This window comes from Devosia geojensis, assembly GCF_000969415.1.
In the GTDB taxonomy this organism is placed as follows: Bacteria; Pseudomonadota; Alphaproteobacteria; order Rhizobiales; family Devosiaceae; genus Devosia; species Devosia geojensis.
Genome location: NZ_JZEX01000131.1, coordinates 1 through 18,836 on the forward strand (window position 1 = coordinate 1; position 18,836 = coordinate 18,836).

The window sequence follows — 18,836 nt, forward strand, 5'->3', positions numbered from 1 at the left end:
CCACCCGCGCAACCCCGCGCGGCTTGTTCGGCAACAACGGAGCGATCATCCGCCACTCCGTCTCGCTGAGATCGTATCGCCCCATTCAAGAGCTCCTTTCGGAACCTTGAATCATCAACCCAAATCCCTCGCAACCGCTTATGAGTACGCGCTCTAGTCACCGCCGGCGCCAGCATTCACTGGATGAGGCACGAAATTGTCTTCCCGAAACTGGCGAAGCAATTGCATCGGCAGGGCGTGGTCGCCATTGTCTCGGGAGACAACGTCTTGCGGGCCTCCTGGCTCAAGGATTGGCAGGCATTCGTTTCCGACTGGCTGAATCGCGTGGGCCTCACCTCCGACGAGCAGGGCTTTGCAGCGGCGCTCCGCTCATACGAACCCTGGATGGACATCGAGGACAGCCGGGACTTCAATTTCCCGTTCACGCAGGATCTCAGCGCTTTCGTCGCGTGCCAGCACTCGCGCGCAACCTGGGCCCGTTCGCGGCTGGGCAGCCTGAGCACCAAGTTCGACGCCGACCTGGCCGAACGTCTCGCGCCTTACGCCGTCGACGGAAGGATCAGCTACGAGGTGCGCACCACCCTGACTTGGGGAAAGTCGAGATCTGAACCCCGCAGACCTTGAAGACCCTCAGCTGCACTCGTTGCCGATGGCTTGCGAGGCGGCTGTGGCGCCGGAGAGGGAGAAGCGCTGGGTGACGCGGATGCCGGCGGCGCTGGTGGTTTCGATGACGAGGCTCGAACCGGCGCGGATGGCCGAGGCCAGGGATTCGCTCTGGGCCGGATCGTCGAGCCAGGCGGCGTCGCCCTGGGTGAAGAGCGTGAACCTGGCGCCGCCGACGCTCGCGGTCGCGGTCGAGTCGGGGGCCAGGTCGAACCCGGCGACGAGATTGATCTCGTTGCGCACGTTCTCGCCGGGCCGGTGGGTGACGTAGAGATACCCCTGGGTGGCCCCTTCCGGGGCGGGTGCGGTCTCGGTGGGTTCGGTCAGGGCAAAGCAGATGGTGCCGCCGCCCTCGCTCGCAGCATAGGCCGACCAGGCGTTGAAATCGCCCAGCAGTCGCACCGACTGCGCCCATGCCGGAGCCCCGCCGAGAAGGAGCGCCGGGACGATCGCCGCCGCCAGAAAACCGCGTGATGCCATCAGATGTGCCTCTCTACCCGCCGCCGGCCGTTAACCGGCCGATCCAATTATGGGGTTTGCCGGCGCCCCGCAAGTCCTCGACCGGAAGCGCCGCGCCCCGATGCGTTTGCCTATTGGCAGGCCTGGTCGATGGCGTTCATGGCCGCCGTCGCCCCGGAAAGCGAGTAGGTGTCGACGGTGTTGGTGCCGCGCTGGCTGGTGCCGCGCACGACGAGGGTGCTGCCTGCCTTGAAGGCCGAAACGAAGCCGGGCTCGTCGCCGGTCGAGGCGAGCCAGGCGGCGTTTCCCTCGGTGACCATCGGATAGCTGCGCCCGTCGACGCTGGCGCTGGCCTGGGCGTTGCTGGTGTTGAAGGGATAGCCGATCAGGGTCTGCACCTCGTTCTTGGTGCCCATGCCCTTGCGGTGGATGATCAGGAAATGGATGGGATCGCGGTTGACGCCCGTGGGTTCGCTGGAGCGCGGCTGGCCGGAGATGTAGCAGATCTCTCCGCTCGCATCCGTACCCCTCCAGGCGGTCCAGGCGTTGAAAGTGCCGATCTCGGTGGCCTGCTGGGCGGCAGCCGGCGCAACAAGGCCCACGAATGCGCAAAGTGCGAGGCCAGCAGCCAGGCCACGGGCTTTCGTCGTCATCGCCAAATCTTCCTCTTGTTCGTCAGTCGCGTAATGCAGGTGCGCTTCCCGCAAGCGTGCCCACTTATGGTTACCAAGGCGTCAAAACCCGCCCGTATTTGACTAAAATCACCGCATGGCGGGCAAACGTGACGGCATTTTGGCGCAAACCGGCAACACGGTGCTGGTTTGCGCCAATGCGGTAAATCCCGCGTTAACGATGGCGCGATCAGGCGGCGAGCGGATAGCCCTGCTCGACGATGTAGGGCCCGCCCCCCACCGAATCCTTGCTGGAAAAGAGCACGAACCGGCCAACCGCGAACTCGAGCGGCTGGAAGCGTCCGGCATTGGCCATGAACCAGGCCAGGTCATGGGCGCTGGTGCCCTTGAGGCGAGCGAGCGAGACGTGCGGCACGAACTTGCGCCCATCGGGCGGGAGCCCGGCGCGCTGCAGCATGCGCTCCTGGGCCGCCTGCAGGCGGGCGAGCGGCTCGCTACCCTCGAGGCCCGCATAGAGGGCACGCGGCCTGTCGCCCCCAAAGGCGCCGAGATGGGTCAGCCGCAGGCGGAAGGACAGCGAGTTGGAGAGCTTGTCGAGAACATCGGCGACGTCGTCCGCCGTCTGGTTGTCGACATCGCCGATGAAGCGCAGGGTGATGTGATAGTTGTCCGGATCGATCCAGCGCGCCCCGGGCAAACCGCCGCGCTTCAAGGACAGCGCAAATCCCACATCGGCCGGAATCTCGAGGCCGGTAAAGAGCCTGGGCATGGGGCCCTCCTCTTTGCTGGGCGGCCGCAGGGGCCGGAGAGGCCCCACGCGCCGCGCGGGTCTTGCGCGTGATTCGCCCCATCACGGTAACACACTGGCGCCCGTCGCCTAGGGCCAATCGACGGGCAAATCCCGCGGTCCTCGAACGGTCCCTCAGAGCCGGCCGCCGGTCCAATCCGGTTCCTATCGTCGCACCCGCCCTCACTTCAGGGCGATCCGGCCCGGTTCTGCTTGTAAATCCTTTGACCTGTCTCCATATTATCGCTCGAAACGCCCCGGTTCGCCGGGATGCGCATATTGGGACGGAAAAGGAACCGACAAATGGCTGAATATGACCGTCAGACCCTCAATGCGCGGGCCGGCTCGGCCGCGGCCATTGACGAGGGCCTGCGCAGCTACATGCTGAGCGTCTACAACTACATGGGCCTCGGGCTCGTCGTCACGGGTCTCGTGGCGTACTTCTTCAACCAGTGGGCCTTCTCGAGCGAAGCCAACGCCCAGCTCGTCTACGGCAGCCCGCTGGCCTGGGTGATCATGCTCGCCCCCCTCGCCTTCATCCTCGTGTTGAGCTTCGGCATCAACAAGATGAGCACCGGGGCCGCGCAGCTCACCTTCTGGGCGTTCGCGACCGTGATGGGTCTCTCGCTCTCCTCGATCTTTGCCGTCTATACCGACGCCTCGATCGCGCGGGTGTTCTTCATCACCGCCGCCACGTTCGGCGCGATGAGCCTTTACGGCTACACCACCAAGCGTGACCTGACCTCGATGGGCACGTTCCTGTTCATGGGCCTCATCGGTCTCATCATCGCGATGATCGTCAACATCTTCCTGCAGAGCTCGGCGCTCGAATTCGCCATCTCGGCGATCGGCGTGCTGATCTTCGTGGGCCTGACCGCTTACGACACGCAGAAGATCAAGGAAAGCTACGCCAGCCACTACGGCGCGGACGTCCTGACCAAGAACGCGATCATGGGTGCTCTCTCGCTCTACCTCGACTTCATCAACCTGTTCATGATGCTGCTGCGCCTGTTCGGCAACCGCGAGTAAAGCAGCAGTTCAGGAAGCTTGATCGATCAATCAAGCAAATCAGTTGGACGCAAATCCGGGCCGCGGTCTACAAAGACCGCGGCCTTTTCGTATTCCAAGGAACCGTCCGCCGTGACCGCCGACCTCGTGCTGCGCCCTTTTACCTGGGGCGACGTGCCCGCCATCACCGCCATCTACCGGCACTACGTGGAGAACTCCGCCGCGACCTTCGACATCACCGCCCCGGGCGAGCGGGCAATGGCCGACAAGTTCGGCGCGATGATCGAGGCGGGGCACCCGGTGATCGTCGCCGAGCGGGAGGGCAAGGTCGCCGGCTACGCCTACGCCTCGGTCTACCGGCCGCGCCCGGCCTACCGGTTCACCTGCGAGGATTCGATCTATCTCGATCCGCAAGCGAGGGGTCGCGGCTACGGCGCGGTCCTCCTCGCCAAGCTGATCGGAGAGGCGCAGGCTTTCGGGTTCAAGCAGATGATCGCGGTGATCACCGCGAGCGGGGAAGGCTCGATCGCCCTCCACGCCAAGTTCGGCTTCCGCCACGTCGGGCGCCACGAGAAGCTCGGCTACAAGTTCGACGCCTGGCACGACATCGTGCACATGCAGCGCGAGCTCTGAGGGCGTCGGTGCCTAGCGCGCCAGCCGCTTCGTCATCGGATAGCCGGGAACGTTGTGGCCGAGCTCGGGGGGTCCCGCGTCCTGCCAGCCATGGGCGCGGTAGAACTCGAGCGCGGTGCGGGTGCTGGTCAGCCGGGCGAGGTCCGTGCCGCGTGCGGCCATCTCGGCTTCCATGTGGGCGAGCAACGCGCGGCTGAGACCGCGCCTGCGATGGTCGGGCGAGACGTAGTTGAGCGCCACCGTATCGGGGCCGGCGATGGCGCCGACGGCCCCCACCATGCCCTCGATCTCGGCGACGAACAGCGAAAGCTGCGGATTGGCCAGCATTTGCGCCACGGCCTGCGGCGTCTTGTTGCGCGTCCAGCCGGCAATGATTTCGGGATCATCGGCGTGATCGGCGGCGCAGAGCTCGGCGATGGAGCGCGTCATCGCCCGGCTCATCGCCTCGATGTCGCTTGTATGCGCCGGCCGCACGCGGACGTCGAGCATCAATCGACGAGGGCGAGCTTGGGCTCGAAGATGCGCAGCACCTGGTCGAGGTCGTGGCCGCGCTTGACGATGCGGCCCTGCTGGTTGGTGACGAGGTACTGGCCCTGCCGGTTGCGGAACTTCGGGTTCTTCTCGATGACGAAGAGCGGGCGCTCCGAGACGCGCGCATAGATCGAGAACAGGGCCCGATCCTTGAGGAAATCCATGGCATAGTCGCGCCAGTCGCCGGCGGCGACCTTGCGTCCGTAGACCGACAGGATCGCCATCAGTTCGCGCCGGTCGAAGGCGGTTATCGGGTGAGCCCTGGCGTGCGCCGAAGGTTCGCCCACATGCACCAGCGAGAGATTGGCCCCGGCTCTACCGGCTGCGCGCCCTTCGGCCAAACCGTCAACTCCCAACCATGTCATCGCCCCGTCATGATTGCGGCATTCGCCGCGGAGCGCAAGGGGCTGCTAGGCCGGGCGGGATGGGCGCCGGAACCCGGCGGCAAAAACCCAATTTCCGACACAGTTTGTCCCTGCTTGCGCCGAAAAGCATGACTAGAAGCTGACAATTGCCTCCAGTGGCTGGCATCCGGACCGACCGAGCCCCCAAACCATGACGTCCGGGTGCCAGCCGCCCCCAAGTTGACCTAGTCAGTCTTGCTCCCGCTTCCCCCGAAGCGGGAGTTTTGTTGCGGGCCGTGCCTTCAGCCGATCGGATGGGGCTCAGTGCTCGTAGATCGCCGCTCCGAGGATGGCGCCGGGCAGCCCGTTCTCCTCCTGCTGGACGATGACCGCGACGCCGTTGGCGCGATCGGCGAGGATCTCGCCGACGGGAATACGGATCTGCGCGCCCGAGCCCGGCTCCCATACGCCCAGCGCCTGGCGGCCGGTGACGACGTGGCTGTAGAGGATCGACCTGCCCTCGTTCTCGCCGCGCTCGATGGCGATCTCGGCGGCGTCGAGATAGGTGACGAGCCAGACCATCGCCTCCTCGAACCCCGCCTGCCCCTCGATGCTCACCGAGAGCACGCCCGCCTCGACCGAGAGCGTCACCGGCAGCGAAAGCGCCGCTTCGGCGAGCGCCTTGGTGACCTCGTGGCGCTTGGAGCCGACGACGCCGGTCTCGCCGTTGACGATCATCTGCGGGGTATAGATGCGTGAGGACCCCCAGCGGCTTGCATAGGCGCGCTGCCGGTTGGAGTTGGCCTCGGCCCCGAAGGTGTCGGTCCAGCCCATATAGTCCCAGTAGTCGACATGGTAGGCGAGCGCCACCACGTCGGCGCGCCCGGCAAGCTCGGTGAGGAGCGCGTCGGCCGGCGGACAGGAGGCGCAACCCTGGCTGGTGAAGAGCTCGACGACCGCCGCGGGTTTGCCCCCCGGCTGCGCGGCGGCCGGAGCGGCGAGGCAGGCGAGGGTCAGGAGGACGGCGGAGAGGCGAGCCAGGATCATGGACGAAAGTTCTAAGCCAACGCCGCGCCCGAGGGCTAGTCAATTCAGGGTGAAAAATGAAGAAGGGGGTGCCGGTTAGGCAGGATTCGGGAAGATGGCGGGCGGCACGGTCGGTGCGTCACTGGAGACTCGGCAACCCCTCACCCGGCGCCATGCGCCGACCTCTCCGCGGAGGGGCGAGGTGAGCATGTTGCTCGTGGTAGGCACGGGCGGCTCAACTCGCGTCCCCTCGCCCCTCTGGGAGAGGGTCAGGGTGAGCGGTCCGCCAGCGGCGAAAAAAGGGCCGGGAATTCCCGGCCCTTCGTAATTCCAATTGTCTTACATAGGCGGTCAGGCGGCGACGAGGCTGCGCAGCACGTAGTGCAGGATGCCGCCGTTGCGGTAGTAGTCGAGCTCATTGGCCGTATCGATGCGGCAGCGGGTCTCGATCTGTCGGCTGGTCCCGTCGGCGCCGGTGATCTTGACGGTGACGGTCGCGCGTGGGCTCAGCTCCTCGATGCCCTCGATGGTCACCGTCTCCGAGCCGTCGAGGCCGAGCGTCTGCCAGCTCTCGCCTTCGGCGAACTGCAGCGGCAGGACGCCCATGCCGACGAGGTTGGAGCGGTGGATGCGCTCGAAGCTTTGGGCGATCACGGCGCGCACACCCAACAGGTTCGTGCCCTTTGCCGCCCAGTCGCGCGAAGAGCCGGTGCCGTATTCCTTGCCCGCGAAGATGACGAGGGGCGTGCCCTGCTTCTGGTATTCCATCGCCGCATCGTAGATCGGCATCTGCGCGCCCGACGGACCCTTGGTGAAGCCGCCCTCGACGCCCGGCAGCATCTGGTTCTTGATGCGGATATTGGCGAAGGTGCCGCGCATCATCACCTCGTGGTTGCCGCGCCGCGCGCCATAGGAGTTGAAATCCTTGGGCGCGACCTGCCGCTCGGTAAGGTACTGGCCGGCGGGCGTTGCCGCCTTGAAGGAACCGGCCGGCGAGATGTGGTCGGTGGTGATCGAATCGAGGAAGAGCGCGAGCACCCGCGCGTTCTCGATGTCGGTCACCGGCTTGGGCTCCATTTCGAGGTCCTCGAAATAGGGCGGGTTCTGCACATAGGTCGAGGAGCCGTTCCAGCCATAGGTCTCGCCGCCGTCGACGGCGATGCCCTGCCAGTGCTCGTCACCCTTGAAGACGTCGGAATAGCGGCCCTTGAACATCTCCGGCGTGACGTGGGTGCGCACGATCTCGGCGATCTCGTGGTTGGTGGGCCAGATGTCCTTCAAATAGACGGGCTTGCCGTCCTTACCGGTGCCCAGCGGCTCGGTCGTGATGTCGATCTTCATCGAGCCGGCGAGCGCATAAGCGACGACCAGCGGCGGGGAAGCCAGGAAGTTCGCCTTGACGTCCGGGTTGACGCGGCCCTCGAAGTTGCGGTTGCCCGAGAGCACCGAGGCGGCGACGAGGTCGCCCGTCTGCACGGCCTTGGAGATGGCCGGCGGCAGCGGCCCGGAGTTGCCGATGCAGGTGGTGCAGCCATAGCCGACGAGGTTGAAGCCGATGGCGTCGAGATCGTCCTGCAGACCCGCGGCGGTCAGGTAATCGGTCACGACCTGCGAGCCGGGGGCGAGCGAGGTCTTGACCCAAGGCTTGCTGTCGAGCCCGAGTTCGCGCGCCTTGCGGGCGACGAGCCCGGCGGCGACCAGGACCGAGGGGTTCGAGGTGTTGGTGCACGAGGTGATGGCGGCGATGACGACATCGCCATGGCCGATGGCGAAATCCTCGCCCTCGACCTCGACCTTCGGGTCGTCGGTCTTGCCGAACTCCTTGGGCAGCGCTTCGGCGAACTTGGCCTTGGCTTCGGCGAGGACGATACGGTCCTGCGGGCGCTTCGGGCCGGAGATCGAGGGCACGACGGTGGAAAGGTCGAGCTCGAGGGTCGAGGTGAAGACCGGGTCCGGCGAGTTGGTCTGCCGGAACATGCCTTGCGCCTTCGAATAGGCTTCCACGAGCGCCACACGGGCGGGATCGCGCCCGGAGGTCGTCAGGTACTTCAGCGTATCGGCATCGACCGGGAAAAAGCCGCAGGTTGCGCCGTACTCGGGCGCCATGTTGCCGATGGTCGCCTGGTCCTCGAGGCTGAGGTAATCGAGGCCGGGGCCATAGAACTCGACGAACTTGCCGACGACGCCTTTCTTCCTCAGCATCTCGGTGACGGTCAGCACCAGGTCCGTGGCGGTCACGCCCTCGTTGATGCGGCCGGTCATCTTGAAGCCGACGACCTCGGGGATGAGCATGGTGATGGGCTGGCCGAGCATGGCCGCCTCGGCCTCGATGCCGCCGACGCCCCAGCCCAGCACCGCAAGGCCGTTGACCATGGTGGTGTGGCTGTCGGTGCCGACGAGGGTGTCGGGATAGGCGACGGTCTCGCCGTCTTCCTCGCGCGTCCAGACGGTCTGGGCGAGGTATTCGAGGTTGACCTGATGGCAGATGCCGGTGCCGGGGGGCACCACGCGGAAGTTGTCGAACGCCTTCTGGCCCCAGCGCAGGAATTCGTAGCGCTCGCCGTTGCGCTCGTATTCGAGCTCGACGTTCTGGTTGAAGGACATGGGCGTGCCGAACGAGTCGACCATCACCGAGTGGTCGATGACGAGGTCGACCGGCACCAGCGGGTTGATCTTCTGCGCGTCAGCGCCAAGCTTCTTGGTCGCATCGCGCATGGCGGCGAGGTCGACGACGGCGGGAACGCCGGTGAAGTCCTGCATCAAAACGCGCGCCGGGCGGTAGGAGATCTCATGCTCGCTGGTGCGCGTCTTCAGCCACTCGGCGATGGCCTTGATGTCGTCCTTGGTGACGGTACGCCCGTCCTCGAAGCGCAGGAGGTTCTCCAGCACCACCTTCATCGAGTGCGGAAGCCTCGAGACGCCGTCGAGGCCGTTCTTCTCGGCCTCGGCGATGGAATAATAGGTGTAGGTCTTGCCAGCGACCGTCAGGGTCGATTTGGACTTGAAGCTGTCGAGGGATGTGGTCACGGTTCCGCCCTTGGGTTGGGTTGCTGCTGGTCCCCGGGGACGCGGCGTCGAGGGGAAAACGCGAAGGTTTCTGCCCCGTTGCGGCGCCCTTGCTGGAATGACTCCAATCTAGAAGGGCTTATAGAGGGTCGAGTTTGCTCTTGCCAGTGCCGACTTTGCTTCAATACGAGAAGGGGTCATGACGCTCCGGCAAGGCTTTCCACCGCTGACCCTGACCGCGACGGGCCTTGCCTGCCGCCGGGGCGAGCGCGTGCTCGTCGAGGGGCTCGACTTTGCCGTCGAACCCGGCAGGGCGCTGCTGCTCAAGGGCCCGAACGGGGCCGGCAAGACGACGCTGCTGATGACCCTCTACGGCGCTATCCGGCCGGCAGCCGGCGCGTATGCCTTCGAGGGCGCCGACCCTGACGGACCGCCCTTCCTCCACCTTTTCGGCCACCAGAGCGCGGTCAAGCCCCGCCTGTCCCTCATCGAAAATCTCAGCTTCTGGCTCAGCGTCAACGGCAGCGGCGGACTCGATCCGCACGCCGCGCTCGATGCGGTCGGCCTCGGCCCCCTCGCGCGGCTCGATGCCGGCTATCTCTCGGCCGGTCAGACCCGGCGCCTATCGCTCGCCCGCCTTCTCGTCACGCCGCGTCCGGTGTGGCTGCTCGACGAGCCGACGGCGGCACTCGATACGCAAGGCGAGGCGATGGTCGCGCGGTTGATCGAAGCCCATCTCGATGCGGGCGGCATCGCCGTCGCCGCCACCCACCTGCCGCTGCCGATCGGGGCAGCCCGCGTCGCCGAACTGAGGCTCGGGTCATGAAGCCGTTCGCCGCCATCATCGCCCGCGACGTCAGGCTGGCGCTGCGCTCGGGGGGCGACTGGCTGACCCTCGTCCTCTTCTTTGTCATGGTCGGCATCGTCGTGCCCTTCGCCATCGGCCCGGACCGCGAGCTGCTGGCGCGGCTTTCGCCCGGGATCGTCTGGATCGCCGCGTTCCTCTCCTCGCTTCTGGGGCTCGACCGGCTGTTCCGCGCCGACCATGAGGACGGCACGCTCCTCCTCCTGCGCGCCGCCGATTTGCCGATGTCGCTCGTCGTTCTCGCCAAAGTGATCGCCCATTGGCTGCTGACCGCCCTGCCCCTGATCGCCGCAACGCCCCTGCTGGCGGTGATGCTCGCCATGGACATGGCGACCTTTTTGAAGGCCGTGCTCTCGCTGCTCGTCGGCACCCCCGCCCTCGTCGCGCTCGGGGCCGTGGGAGCGGCGGTCACCGTGACCATCCGGCGCGGCGGCCTCATCGCGCCGGTGCTGATCCTGCCGCTCGCCATACCGGTGCTGATCTTCGGGGTCGGCGCCATCTCGACCGGGCCCGGACCCGACCAGTCGGGCACCGCGCTGCTGCTGCTTGCGGCAATCAGCCTCATCGTCGCGGCGCTATCTCCGCTGGCCGCGGCCCTTGCGATAAACTCGAGCGAGGACTAGACCGCCACCATGAGCATCGAGAGCGCACCCGGTGAGAATTGGTGGACGCGGATCGCCCATCCCGGGCAGTTCGTCGCCTGGTCGCGCCGGCTGGTCCTGCCGCTCTCAATCGCGACCGTCCTCCTCTTCGCGCTCGGCCTCTGGTTCGCCTTCTTCAATTCGCCCCCCGACTACCAGATGGGCGATACCGTGCGGATCATGTACGTGCACGTGCCGACCGCGTGGCTCAGCCAGTTCGTCTACGGCGTCATGGCCGTCTCTGCCATCGGCACGCTGGTCTGGCGGCACCCGATGGCGGACGTCTCGATGAAGGCCGCCGCGCCCTTGGGCGCGACCTTCACCGCCCTTGCCCTCTATACCGGCGCGCTCTGGGGCCGGCCGACCTGGGGCACGTTCTGGGAGTGGGACGGGCGGATGACCTCGACCCTGGTGCTGCTCCTCATCTATCTCGGCATCATCGCCCTCTGGCGCGCCTTCGACGATCAGCTGCGCGCCGCGCGGATCGTCGCGATCTTCACCCTGGTCGGGGCGGTCAACATCCCGATCATAAAATTCTCGGTCGACTGGTGGGCGACCCTCCATCAGCCGGCGAGCGTCTTCCGCCTGGACGGACCGACCATGCCGCCCTCGATCCTGACGCCCCTCTTCATCATGGTCTTCGCCTTCACCTTCCTCTTCCTCGTGCTGCACCTCATCGGCATGCATACGGAAGTGCGTCGCCGGCGGGTCGCTAGCCTCGAGCGGCGGCTGGCGCAGAAAGGCGCGGCATGATCGATCTCGGTCCGCACGCCGTCTTCATCGTCTGCGCCTATCTCGGGGTCGCCGCCGCGATCGCCGCGCTCATCGGCTGGCGGCTCGTCGAGGCCCGGCGGGTCTCGGCACGATTGGCCGAGCTCGAGGCCGGCACCCCCCGCAAGGGTACGCCCACGTGATGCGCATCGCGCTGATCGTTGCGCCGCTCGTCGCACTCGTGGCGCTGGTCGCGGTTTTTGCGCTATCCATCGACCGCGATCCGGGTCTCGTGCGCTCGGTGCTGATCGATCGGCCCGCGCCGCAGTTTGAGCTTGCGGCCCTGGACGGCGTCGAGGTTCCGGGCTTTTCGACGCAAAGCCTCCAGGGCGAACCGACCCTCGTCAACGTCTTTGCCAGCTGGTGCGTGCCCTGTCGCGCCGAGCACCCGCTCCTCGAAGCGCTGAAGGCCGAAACGGGTCTGCGCCTCTTCGGCATCAACCACAACGATCCGCCCGAGAACGCCCGCGCGTTCCTCGCCGAGCTCGGCAACCCCTATGACGCCATCGGCGTCGACCAGGACCGGCGCGTTTCCATCGACTGGGGCGTTTACGGCGTGCCCGAGACCTTCCTTGTCAACGCCGAGGGCGTGATCGTCTATAAGCATGTGGGACCGCTGACCCCGGACTCGATCCGGCGCGAGGTGCTGCCGGCCATCGCGGCGCTACGCGGCCAATAGCAATTTTTGTGAATTTTTGTTATCGTGCCGTCGAAGGAGAACTCCGATGGCGACCATGACCATTTCTCTGCCCGAGCCGATGAAGGCGTGGATCGAGGAGCAGGTTCAAAAGGGCAACTATGCCTCGGCCAGCGATTATATCCGCGACGCCGTACGCCATGATCGCGAGCGGCTTGATCCGGACTATCCGCTAACGCTCGAGGAACTTCGTGACATGATCGCCGAAGGCGAAGCCAGCGGGATCAGCTCCAAGACCCTCGAGGAGATTTTCGAAGAAGCGCAGCGGATCGTCGCCGAAAGGCGCGGCCGCGTTGCCTAGGTTCGAGCTTAGCGAGAAAGCAACACAGGACCTGCTTTCGATCTTCGTCTTTGGGACCGAACGGTTCGGGCGGGCCCAGGCCGAGCGCTATCAGAAATCCATGGCGCGAACCTTGGACATCCTGGCGCACAGGCCTCTCATCGGAAGAGTCGTCGGGAATGTCGGCAGCCAACTGCGTCGGCACGCGCATGAAAGCCACGTCGTTTTCTATCGGCAAACGCCCGATGGCATCTTCGTGGTGCGCGTGTTCCCGATGGCCCGCCTCAAAGGCTCCTCGCTCGACGACGACCTCGCCTAGAAATCGCTCGTCAGACCCTTGATCTCCCAGTCGCCATAGCGGCCGGGCTCGAGCCCGCCGCGGCCGCCTTTTTCCGGCGGGGCGTTCGATGTTTTGGCGTCGATCGCCCGCCGGCGCGCCTCGGCTTCGGCAAGGGCGCGGCGGGCGGCCTCGCTTAGGGGTTTGGCCCGGGCGGATGGCGGGACGTCTTCGGGCGCTTTTGGTTTCGGATCGTCGCTCATGGGGATTACAATCCGGTCATATCACTTGCATCGGGCCTCCATCCCTACAACATAATTGCCCGGTAACTGAACCCTTCGACGAGGAGCCGATGTTCAACGCGTTGCGCACGACCGTTCTGCTGGCCGCCATGACGGCGCTGTTCATGGTGGTGGGCTATTTCATCGGCGGCACGAGCGGCGTGATGATCGCCTTCCTCGTGGCGGCTGTCACCAATCTCTTCGCCTACTGGAACTCGGACAAGATGGTGCTGCGCATGCAGAACGCGGTGCCCGTCGAGCGCAGCCGCGCCCCCGAGCTCTTCGACATGGTCGACGTCCTCTCGAAGAAGGCCGGCATTCCGACGCCCAAGGTCTATCTGATCGAGACCGACCAGCCCAACGCCTTCGCCACCGGGCGTGACCCGAACAACGCCGCCGTCGCCGTTTCGAGCGGGCTCCTGCGCAACCTCGAAACCCGCGAGGTCGCCGCGGTCGTCGCCCACGAGCTCGCCCACATCCGCTCGCGCGACACGCTGACCATGACCATCACGGCAACGCTTGCCGGCGCCATCTCCATGCTCGCCCAGTTCGGCCTGTTCTTCGGGGGCGGCAACAACCGCGACAATCCGCTGGGGGGCGTCGGCGCGCTGCTGATGGTCTTTCTTGCCCCGCTTGCCGCGATGCTCGTGCAGATGGCCATCAGCCGCACCCGCGAATACGAGGCCGACCGGGACGGGGCCGAGATTTCGGGCGATCCGCTGGCGCTGGCCTCGGCGCTCAACAAGATCGCGACGCTCGCCGGCCGGCGGGTGAACGTCGCCGCCGAGCGCAACCCGGCCATGGCGCACATGTACATCATCAATCCGCTGTCGGGTCAGCGGATGGACAACCTCTTTTCCACCCACCCGGACACCGGCAACCGCATCTCCGCCCTGCAGCGGCTTGCCGGCGAGATGCGAACCGACGATAAGGGCATCCGGCCGCAGCCGCGGCCCGATGCGCGCTCGGCGCCGGGCACCTCGGGCGGCGGTTGGCGGGTGCCGTCGGCCGGACGTACCGGCGAGGACGGTGGAGAACGCGGTCCTTGGGGCTGAGGGTAATTTGACGTCAGGTAAGCTTCCGGCAGGGCTCGCGCCCCGTCTCGCCGCGGCCGAACGGCTCAGGACCGTTCTCGGCGGAGAACCGTTCACGCCGCTGAGCGAGGCCGAGATCGCCGACGGGCGCGACCGGGCGCTCGCCAACAAGCTCGCAACCACGGCGCTGCGCCGGCACGGACAGATCGACTTCATCCTCTCCGAGCTCCTCGAACGCGGCATCCCCAAAAAAAGCGGCACCTTCGAAGCGGTGCTGCGCCTCTCGATCGCCCAGCTCGTCTACCTGCCCGATCTCGGGGCGCACAGCGCCGTGCACCTTGCCGTCGAGGCGATCAAGCGCGACCGCAAGGCGGGGCACCTGACCGGCCTGATGAACGCGGCGCTGCGGCGCGCGCAAAGCCACGCGGCGCGCTACTGGAGCCTGCCGGAAAGCCTGCTGCTGCCGGCCGATGCCTCCCGCCGCTGGAGCTCGACCTATGGAGAGAGCGCGGTCACCCGCTTCACCGAGGCGCTGATCGCCGGCGCCCCGCTGGACCTGACGCTGAAGGACCCGACGCCCGAACGTATCGAAGCACTCGGCGCCACCCCGCTCATTGCCGATTCGGTGCGCCTTGCCGAGCGCGACCGGCCGGTCGAGGCGCTCTCCGGCTACGCGGAAGGCGAATGGTGGGTGCAGGACGCCGCGTCGGCCGTGCCTGCCCGCCTGATGGGGCTGAAACCCGGCGCTCACGTGCTCGACCTCTGCGCCGCGCCCGGCGGCAAGACCGCGCAGCTCGTCAAGGCCGGCTACCGGGTCACCGCGCTCGATGCCGATCCGGCGCGGGTCAGGCGCCTGCAGGCCAATCTCGACCGGTTGGACTACAAGGCCGAGATCGTCACGGCCGACGCCGGAACCTATTCGCCGCCAGCCCTCTTCGAGGGCGTGCTGCTCGATGCGCCCTGTTCGGCGACCGGCACCTTCCGCCGCCACCCCGAAGTCCTATGGCACCGGACCGCCCGGGACGTCGCCGGGCGGGCGAACCTGCAGCGCGGATTCCTCACCAACGCCTTCCGGTGCTTGAAGCCCGGCGGCACCCTCGTCTATTGCGTCTGCTCGCTCGAGCCCGAGGAGGGCGAGGCGCAGGTGGCCTGGGCGCTCGACACGCTCTCCGGACTCGAATTGGCCCCAATTGGCGTCGAAGAAATCCTTGGCCTCGAAGCGGGAATCACGCCAGAGGGGTTCGTGCGGCTGCATCCGGGCATCGATCCGGCAGGCGTCGCCGGCGGCATGGACGGCTTCTTCGTCGCCCGCCTGCGCCGACGCTAGGTCGCCCGCGACGGCGCGCGGTCGCGGGGCAGCCTTCCTGAAGGCATCAGTTTGTTAAGCCGTCGGACTTAATCTCGACGGCGGGGGAGACGGCATTGTGCGGCCATGTCACAACGGGCTGGCTGCGGGTAAGACGAGCGGGTCGCGCGACGGGCGCCGTACCGGTCGCCTGCGCGGCGAGGGTTGCAAGTGTTTGAAAGCATCCGGTTCCTGGCGCGCAGGATAGGTTTGCGTGCCGCCGATCTGGTCGTCACCGCGCCTTGGCTGCGCTGGACCTGGACTGGGCTGGGCGATGATTCCTTTGCCGCCTCGCTCGCCGAGATCCGCCCCAGCGATCCCGAGGCCGTGCACGATATGATGGCGGGCCGCTACCTGCTCGCCGGCAGGCTCGTCGAGACCGGCGGCATCTCGCCCTTCGCCGCCGAGGTGGACGATGACGAGTGGCTCAACGCGCTCCACGGCTTTGCCTGGCTGCGCCATTTCCGCGATCTGCGCGACCCCGGCGGACGGGTGTTCGCCCGGACCCTCGTCCTCGACTGGATCGGGCACGAGGGCAGGTTCGAGCAGGAAAGCTGGGTGCCCACAGTCACGGCGCTGCGGGTCCTCAACTGGCTGCGCCACCTCGACCTGCTGACCGACGGGGCGGGCGCCGGCGAGGTGCGCGCCATTCAGCGCTCGCTCTCGACGCAGATCCAGAGCCTGAAATTGCGCAGCCGCCTTTCGCCCGAACCGGTCGAGCGCCTTCTCTGCGCCGCAGCGCTCGTCGGCGCGGCCGTCTGCGATGCCGATCACGCCTCCGACCTCGAAGGACGGCTGACGCGCCTTGATGCCGAGCTTGCCGGGCAGATCGGCCAGGACGGCCTGCACCTCTCGCGCAACGCGCGGGTGCAGCTCTCGCTCCTCGTCGAGCTCGCCAGCATCCGCCAGTCGCTCAACGGCCTCAAAACCAGCGCGAGCCTCGAATTCGCCGCCCAGGTCGAGCGCATGCACCAGAGCCTCGATGCGCTGACGCTCGGCACGGGTGAACCCGCCTATTTCAACGGCTGCGGGCAGCTGCCGCACGACGTCCTGATCTCGGTGCAGGCCAATGCGGGTGGCGAGCGGCGGCGGCGGGCCGGCGGCATCGTCGGCGGCTACGCGGTGCTGCGCGACGGCGAGGCGACGGTCGTCGCCGACGGCGGCATGGTGCCGCCGCCGGCCTTCGCGGCCGATGCGCATGCGAGCGCGCTCGCCTTCGAGTTCAGCCACGGCACGGAGCTGGTGGTCGGCAATTGCGGCCCGGCCCCGGCCGACCTGCCCGAAAGCCGCGATCTCTTCCGCCAGACCATCGCCCATTCGGCCCCCTCGATCGCCGAGGAGAGCAGCACGCCGATCGCCGAGCGGGGCGCGTTCGCCGGACGGCTGGTGGCCGGCGCGCCGGTGCCGCCGATCGAGATCAAGCCGGCCGACCATCAGATGACGCTGACGAGCCAAGGCTATGTCCGCCGCTTCGGGTTGTCCGTCGAACGGCGCATCACGCTGCTCTCGGGCGGCTCGACGCTGGTCGGGCAGGATCGGCTGGTGGCCGCCGGCGAGCGCGCGCTTTCCGGGGCGCTCTCGGTCCGCTTCCACCTCGGTCCAGGCACCATGGTGCGCCAGGCGGGCGAGGGCATGGTGCGGCTCGTCCTCGCCAATGGTGCCGTCTGGACCTTCCTCTGGGAGGGCGCGAGCCTGCGCGAGGACGAGAGCGTGCGCCATTCGGCTTCCCTCGGCTTTCACAAGACGCGCCAGCTGATCCTTGAGGCCGAGGCGCTGCCGGGCACCGAGATCGCCTGGATCTTCACCCGCGAGACCGCGTAAGCCGGATACGGTTCCCTTTGCCTGCAAGTCATGCTAGCGAGCCGCTGAACTCCTCAACGGCAAGCGGTGGGTGACGGCATGGCTCAGGGCAACACGGTCAGGATCGAACGGGCATTGCTGTCGGTCTTCGACAAGACGGGAACCGTCGAGTTCGCCGGAGCGCTCGCAAGTTCCGGCACGGAGCTCGTCTCGACCGGCAAAACCTCGAGGCTCATCGCCGAGGCGGGTTTATCGGTGCGCGACATCTCCGACCTCACCGGCTTTCCCGAGATGATGGACGGGCGGGTGAAGACCCTGCACCCCAAGGTCCATGGCGGACTGCTCGCCGTGCGCGACAACCCCGAGCACAAGGCGGCCATGGACGCCCACGCCATCGGCCCCATCGACCTCGTCGCCGTCAACCTCTACCCGTTCGAGAAGACCGTCGCCTCCGGCGCCGACTACGCCACAATCATCGAGAACATCGATATCGGCGGGCCGGCGATGATCCGCTCGGCGGCCAAGAACCACGCCTATGTGACGGTGGTCGTCGATCCCGAAGACTACCCCACCGTCATCGAGGCGATCCGGAACGAAGGCGGCGTGCCCTATGCCTTGCGCCAGAAGCTCGCCGCCAAGGCCTATGCCCGCACCGCCGCCTATGACGCGGCCATCTCGACCTGGTTCGCCCGCGCGCTCGAGACCCCCGATATCGCCTGGCGCAGTTTTGCCGGGCAGCTGCGCGAGGTGATGCGCTATGGCGAGAACCCGCACCAGTGGGCGGCGTTCTATGCGACCGGCGAGGATCGCCCCGGCGTCGCCACCGCCCGCCAGGTGCAGGGCAAGACGCTCTCCTACAACAACATCAACGACACCGACGCCGCCTTCGAGCTCGTCAGCGAGTTCAACCCTGAGGAAACGGCGGCCGTCGCCATCATCAAGCACGCCAATCCCTGCGGCGTGGCGCTGGGCGCCACCGTCGTCGAAGCCTACCGCAAGGCGCTGCGCACCGATCCGGTCTCGGCCTTCGGCGGCATCGTCGCGGTCAACCGCGAGATCGACGGCGAGGCGGCGGCCGAGATCGTCAAGGTCTTCACCGAGGTGATCGTCGCCCCCTCCGCCACCCAGGAGGCGATCGACATCATCGCCGGCAAGAAGAACCTGCGCCTGCTGCTCACCGGCGCCGTCGCCGATCCCAAGGCCGAGGGACTGACGGTCAAGTCCGTCGCGGGGGGCCTGCTCGTCCAGTCGCGCGACAACCGCAATGTCGACGACACCGAGCTCAAGGTCGTGACCAAGCGCGCACCGAGCGACCAGGAACTGGCCGACATGCGGCTGGCCGCCAAGGTCGCCAAGCACGTCAAGTCCAACGCCATCGTCTACGTCAAGGACGGCGCGACGGTCGGCATCGGGGCCGGGCAGATGAGCCGGGTGGACTCTTCGCTGACCGGCCACAGGAAGTCGATCGACGCGGCCAGGGCCGCCGGTATCGAGGGCGCGCTGACGCAGGGTTCGGTCGCCGCCTCGGATGCCTTCTTCCCGTTCCCGGACGGCCTCGAGGCGCTGGTTGCGGCGGGCGCCACGGCGGTGATCCAGCCGGGCGGCTCGGTCAACGACGACAAGGTCATCGCGGCAGCCGACGCGGCCGGCATCGCCATGGTCATGACCGGCATGCGCCATTTCCGGCATTGAGCGGTGGTCAAAAAAACAGAATGAATCATCCGTCCGGTCTGGTGTGTCCGCACTACAAGCAGAA

Annotated in this window: 22 protein-coding genes and 1 pseudogene; 14 read left to right on the top strand and 9 right to left on the bottom strand. The window is 67.0% G+C overall.

Features of this window, described 5'->3' with window-relative positions:
- Window positions 1-85: pseudogene (locus VE25_RS22775) on the bottom strand (IS5/IS1182 family transposase); the annotation flags it as partial.
- A 98-nt stretch (window positions 86-183) separates the two neighbouring features.
- On the opposite strand from VE25_RS22775, the gene VE25_RS15900 reads away from it, so the two are divergent.
- Window positions 184-624: a hypothetical protein gene (locus VE25_RS15900; protein ID WP_052732024.1), complete on the top strand. Its 441-nt coding sequence runs from the start codon at window positions 184-186 to the stop codon at window positions 622-624.
- Between the two features lie 6 nt (window positions 625-630).
- Here VE25_RS15900 and VE25_RS15905 read toward each other — a convergent pair whose 3' ends face one another.
- The 3 genes from VE25_RS15905 to thpR all read right to left on the bottom strand — a co-directional run bounded on the left by VE25_RS15905 (window position 631) and on the right by thpR (window position 2,523).
- Window positions 631-1,143, bottom strand: a complete 513-nt coding sequence (locus tag VE25_RS15905; RefSeq protein WP_046109636.1) for an invasion associated locus B family protein — start codon at window positions 1,141-1,143, stop codon at window positions 631-633.
- 110 nt (window positions 1,144-1,253) lie between these two features.
- Complete coding sequence (locus VE25_RS15910) at window positions 1,254-1,775, bottom strand: invasion associated locus B family protein (protein WP_046109637.1); 522 nt, start codon at window positions 1,773-1,775, stop codon at window positions 1,254-1,256.
- A 208-nt stretch (window positions 1,776-1,983) separates the two neighbouring features.
- Window positions 1,984-2,523, bottom strand: a complete 540-nt coding sequence (thpR, locus tag VE25_RS15915; protein WP_046109638.1) for an RNA 2',3'-cyclic phosphodiesterase — start codon at window positions 2,521-2,523, stop codon at window positions 1,984-1,986.
- Window positions 2,524-2,844: 321 nt separating this feature from the next.
- On the opposite strand from thpR, the gene VE25_RS15920 reads away from it, so the two are divergent.
- Window positions 2,845-3,570, top strand: coding sequence for a Bax inhibitor-1/YccA family protein (locus VE25_RS15920; RefSeq protein ID WP_046109639.1), 726 nt, complete (start codon window positions 2,845-2,847; stop codon window positions 3,568-3,570).
- Between the two features lie 111 nt (window positions 3,571-3,681).
- Entirely contained in the window at window positions 3,682-4,182 is a 501-nt protein-coding gene (locus VE25_RS15925) for a GNAT family N-acetyltransferase (protein ID WP_046109640.1), read from the top strand.
- 12 nt (window positions 4,183-4,194) lie between these two features.
- On the opposite strand, the gene VE25_RS15930 is transcribed toward VE25_RS15925, so the two are convergent.
- The 4 genes from VE25_RS15930 to acnA form a co-directional block, all read right to left on the bottom strand.
- Complete coding sequence (locus tag VE25_RS15930; RefSeq protein ID WP_083988994.1) at window positions 4,195-4,671, bottom strand: GNAT family N-acetyltransferase; 477 nt, start codon at window positions 4,669-4,671, stop codon at window positions 4,195-4,197.
- Window positions 4,671-5,054, bottom strand: coding sequence for a DUF2794 domain-containing protein (locus VE25_RS15935; protein ID WP_046109641.1), 384 nt, complete (start codon window positions 5,052-5,054; stop codon window positions 4,671-4,673). The genes VE25_RS15930 and VE25_RS15935 overlap by 1 nt, the downstream gene beginning before the upstream one ends.
- Window positions 5,055-5,378: 324 nt before the next feature.
- Window positions 5,379-6,104, bottom strand: coding sequence for a DUF1223 domain-containing protein (locus VE25_RS15940; protein ID WP_046109642.1), 726 nt, complete (start codon window positions 6,102-6,104; stop codon window positions 5,379-5,381).
- A gap of 330 nt (window positions 6,105-6,434) precedes the next feature.
- Window positions 6,435-9,110, bottom strand: a complete 2,676-nt coding sequence (acnA, locus tag VE25_RS15945) for an aconitate hydratase AcnA (protein ID WP_046109643.1) — start codon at window positions 9,108-9,110, stop codon at window positions 6,435-6,437.
- A gap of 178 nt (window positions 9,111-9,288) precedes the next feature.
- Between acnA and ccmA the strand changes: the two genes are divergently transcribed.
- The 7 genes from ccmA to VE25_RS15975 are packed head-to-tail and all read left to right on the top strand — an operon-like array spanning window position 9,289 to window position 12,662.
- A complete protein-coding gene (gene ccmA / locus VE25_RS15950) occupies window positions 9,289-9,915 on the top strand; it encodes a heme ABC exporter ATP-binding protein CcmA (protein WP_046109644.1) in 627 nt (208 codons plus the stop codon).
- Window positions 9,912-10,577, top strand: a complete 666-nt coding sequence (gene ccmB / locus VE25_RS15955; protein ID WP_046109645.1) for a heme exporter protein CcmB — start codon at window positions 9,912-9,914, stop codon at window positions 10,575-10,577. Before ccmA ends, ccmB begins: the two co-directional genes overlap by 4 nt.
- 9 nt (window positions 10,578-10,586) lie before the next feature.
- On the top strand, window positions 10,587-11,348 hold the full coding sequence (locus VE25_RS15960; RefSeq protein ID WP_046109646.1) for a heme ABC transporter permease: 762 nt from the start codon (window positions 10,587-10,589) through the stop codon (window positions 11,346-11,348).
- A complete protein-coding gene (gene ccmD, locus VE25_RS22430; protein WP_083988996.1) occupies window positions 11,345-11,509 on the top strand; it encodes a heme exporter protein CcmD in 165 nt (54 codons plus the stop codon). The genes VE25_RS15960 and ccmD overlap by 4 nt, the downstream gene beginning before the upstream one ends.
- Window positions 11,509-12,045 carry a DsbE family thiol:disulfide interchange protein gene (locus VE25_RS15965; protein WP_046109647.1) on the top strand — a complete coding sequence of 179 codons (537 nt, stop codon included), beginning with the start codon at window positions 11,509-11,511 and terminating at the stop codon, window positions 12,043-12,045. The genes ccmD and VE25_RS15965 overlap by 1 nt, the downstream gene beginning before the upstream one ends.
- Window positions 12,046-12,091: 46 nt before the next feature.
- A complete protein-coding gene (locus tag VE25_RS15970; protein ID WP_046109648.1) occupies window positions 12,092-12,364 on the top strand; it encodes a type II toxin-antitoxin system ParD family antitoxin in 273 nt (90 codons plus the stop codon).
- Window positions 12,357-12,662: a type II toxin-antitoxin system RelE/ParE family toxin gene (locus VE25_RS15975; RefSeq protein ID WP_052732025.1), complete on the top strand. Its 306-nt coding sequence runs from the start codon at window positions 12,357-12,359 to the stop codon at window positions 12,660-12,662. The genes VE25_RS15970 and VE25_RS15975 overlap by 8 nt, the downstream gene beginning before the upstream one ends.
- Here the strand turns inward: VE25_RS15975 and VE25_RS15980 are convergent.
- A complete protein-coding gene (locus VE25_RS15980; RefSeq protein WP_046109649.1) occupies window positions 12,659-12,883 on the bottom strand; it encodes a DUF1674 domain-containing protein in 225 nt (74 codons plus the stop codon). The two genes, VE25_RS15975 and VE25_RS15980, sit on opposite strands and share 4 nt — an antisense overlap.
- Window positions 12,884-12,972: 89 nt before the next feature.
- Here VE25_RS15980 and htpX point away from each other — a divergent pair, with 89 nt between their 5' ends.
- The 4 genes from htpX (at window position 12,973) to purH (ending at window position 18,772) form a co-directional block, all read left to right on the top strand.
- Window positions 12,973-13,956: a zinc metalloprotease HtpX gene (htpX, locus tag VE25_RS15985; protein ID WP_046109650.1), complete on the top strand. Its 984-nt coding sequence runs from the start codon at window positions 12,973-12,975 to the stop codon at window positions 13,954-13,956.
- 7 nt (window positions 13,957-13,963) lie between these two features.
- The gene (locus tag VE25_RS15990; RefSeq protein ID WP_052732026.1) at window positions 13,964-15,262 is read left to right on the top strand and encodes an RsmB/NOP family class I SAM-dependent RNA methyltransferase; all 1,299 of its coding nucleotides are present in this window, start codon (window positions 13,964-13,966) and stop codon (window positions 15,260-15,262) included.
- Between the two features lie 189 nt (window positions 15,263-15,451).
- Window positions 15,452-17,101, top strand: a complete 1,650-nt coding sequence (locus tag VE25_RS15995) for a heparinase II/III family protein (protein ID WP_152664646.1) — start codon at window positions 15,452-15,454, stop codon at window positions 17,099-17,101.
- Between the two features lie 78 nt (window positions 17,102-17,179).
- Entirely contained in the window at window positions 17,180-18,772 is a 1,593-nt protein-coding gene (gene purH / locus VE25_RS16000; protein ID WP_046109652.1) for a bifunctional phosphoribosylaminoimidazolecarboxamide formyltransferase/IMP cyclohydrolase, read from the top strand.
- Window positions 18,773-18,836 lie beyond the last annotated feature (64 nt).

Bases quoted from the DNA above. Each gene is read 5' to 3' on its own strand.
- VE25_RS15965 (WP_046109647.1), top strand. From the start codon at position 11,509: ATGCGCATCGCGCTGATCGTTGCGCCGCTCGTCGCACTCGTGGCGCTG.
- VE25_RS15920 (WP_046109639.1), top strand. From the start codon at position 2,845: ATGGCTGAATATGACCGTCAGACCCTCAATGCGCGGGCCGGCTCGGCC.
- VE25_RS15980 (WP_046109649.1), bottom strand. From the start codon at position 12,883: ATGAGCGACGATCCGAAACCAAAAGCGCCCGAAGACGTCCCGCCATCC.
- VE25_RS15940 (WP_046109642.1), bottom strand. From the start codon at position 6,104: ATGATCCTGGCTCGCCTCTCCGCCGTCCTCCTGACCCTCGCCTGCCTC.
- VE25_RS15960 (WP_046109646.1), top strand. From the start codon at position 10,587: ATGAGCATCGAGAGCGCACCCGGTGAGAATTGGTGGACGCGGATCGCC.
- purH (WP_046109652.1), top strand. From the start codon at position 17,180: ATGGCTCAGGGCAACACGGTCAGGATCGAACGGGCATTGCTGTCGGTC.
- htpX (WP_046109650.1), top strand. From the start codon at position 12,973: ATGTTCAACGCGTTGCGCACGACCGTTCTGCTGGCCGCCATGACGGCG.
- VE25_RS15900 (WP_052732024.1), top strand. From the start codon at position 184: ATGAGGCACGAAATTGTCTTCCCGAAACTGGCGAAGCAATTGCATCGG.
- ccmB (WP_046109645.1), top strand. From the start codon at position 9,912: ATGAAGCCGTTCGCCGCCATCATCGCCCGCGACGTCAGGCTGGCGCTG.
- VE25_RS15970 (WP_046109648.1), top strand. From the start codon at position 12,092: ATGGCGACCATGACCATTTCTCTGCCCGAGCCGATGAAGGCGTGGATC.
- VE25_RS15930 (WP_083988994.1), bottom strand. From the start codon at position 4,671: ATGCTCGACGTCCGCGTGCGGCCGGCGCATACAAGCGACATCGAGGCG.
- ccmD (WP_083988996.1), top strand. From the start codon at position 11,345: ATGATCGATCTCGGTCCGCACGCCGTCTTCATCGTCTGCGCCTATCTC.
- VE25_RS15910 (WP_046109637.1), bottom strand. From the start codon at position 1,775: ATGACGACGAAAGCCCGTGGCCTGGCTGCTGGCCTCGCACTTTGCGCA.
- thpR (WP_046109638.1), bottom strand. From the start codon at position 2,523: ATGCCCAGGCTCTTTACCGGCCTCGAGATTCCGGCCGATGTGGGATTT.
- ccmA (WP_046109644.1), top strand. From the start codon at position 9,289: ATGACGCTCCGGCAAGGCTTTCCACCGCTGACCCTGACCGCGACGGGC.
- VE25_RS15905 (WP_046109636.1), bottom strand. From the start codon at position 1,143: ATGGCATCACGCGGTTTTCTGGCGGCGGCGATCGTCCCGGCGCTCCTT.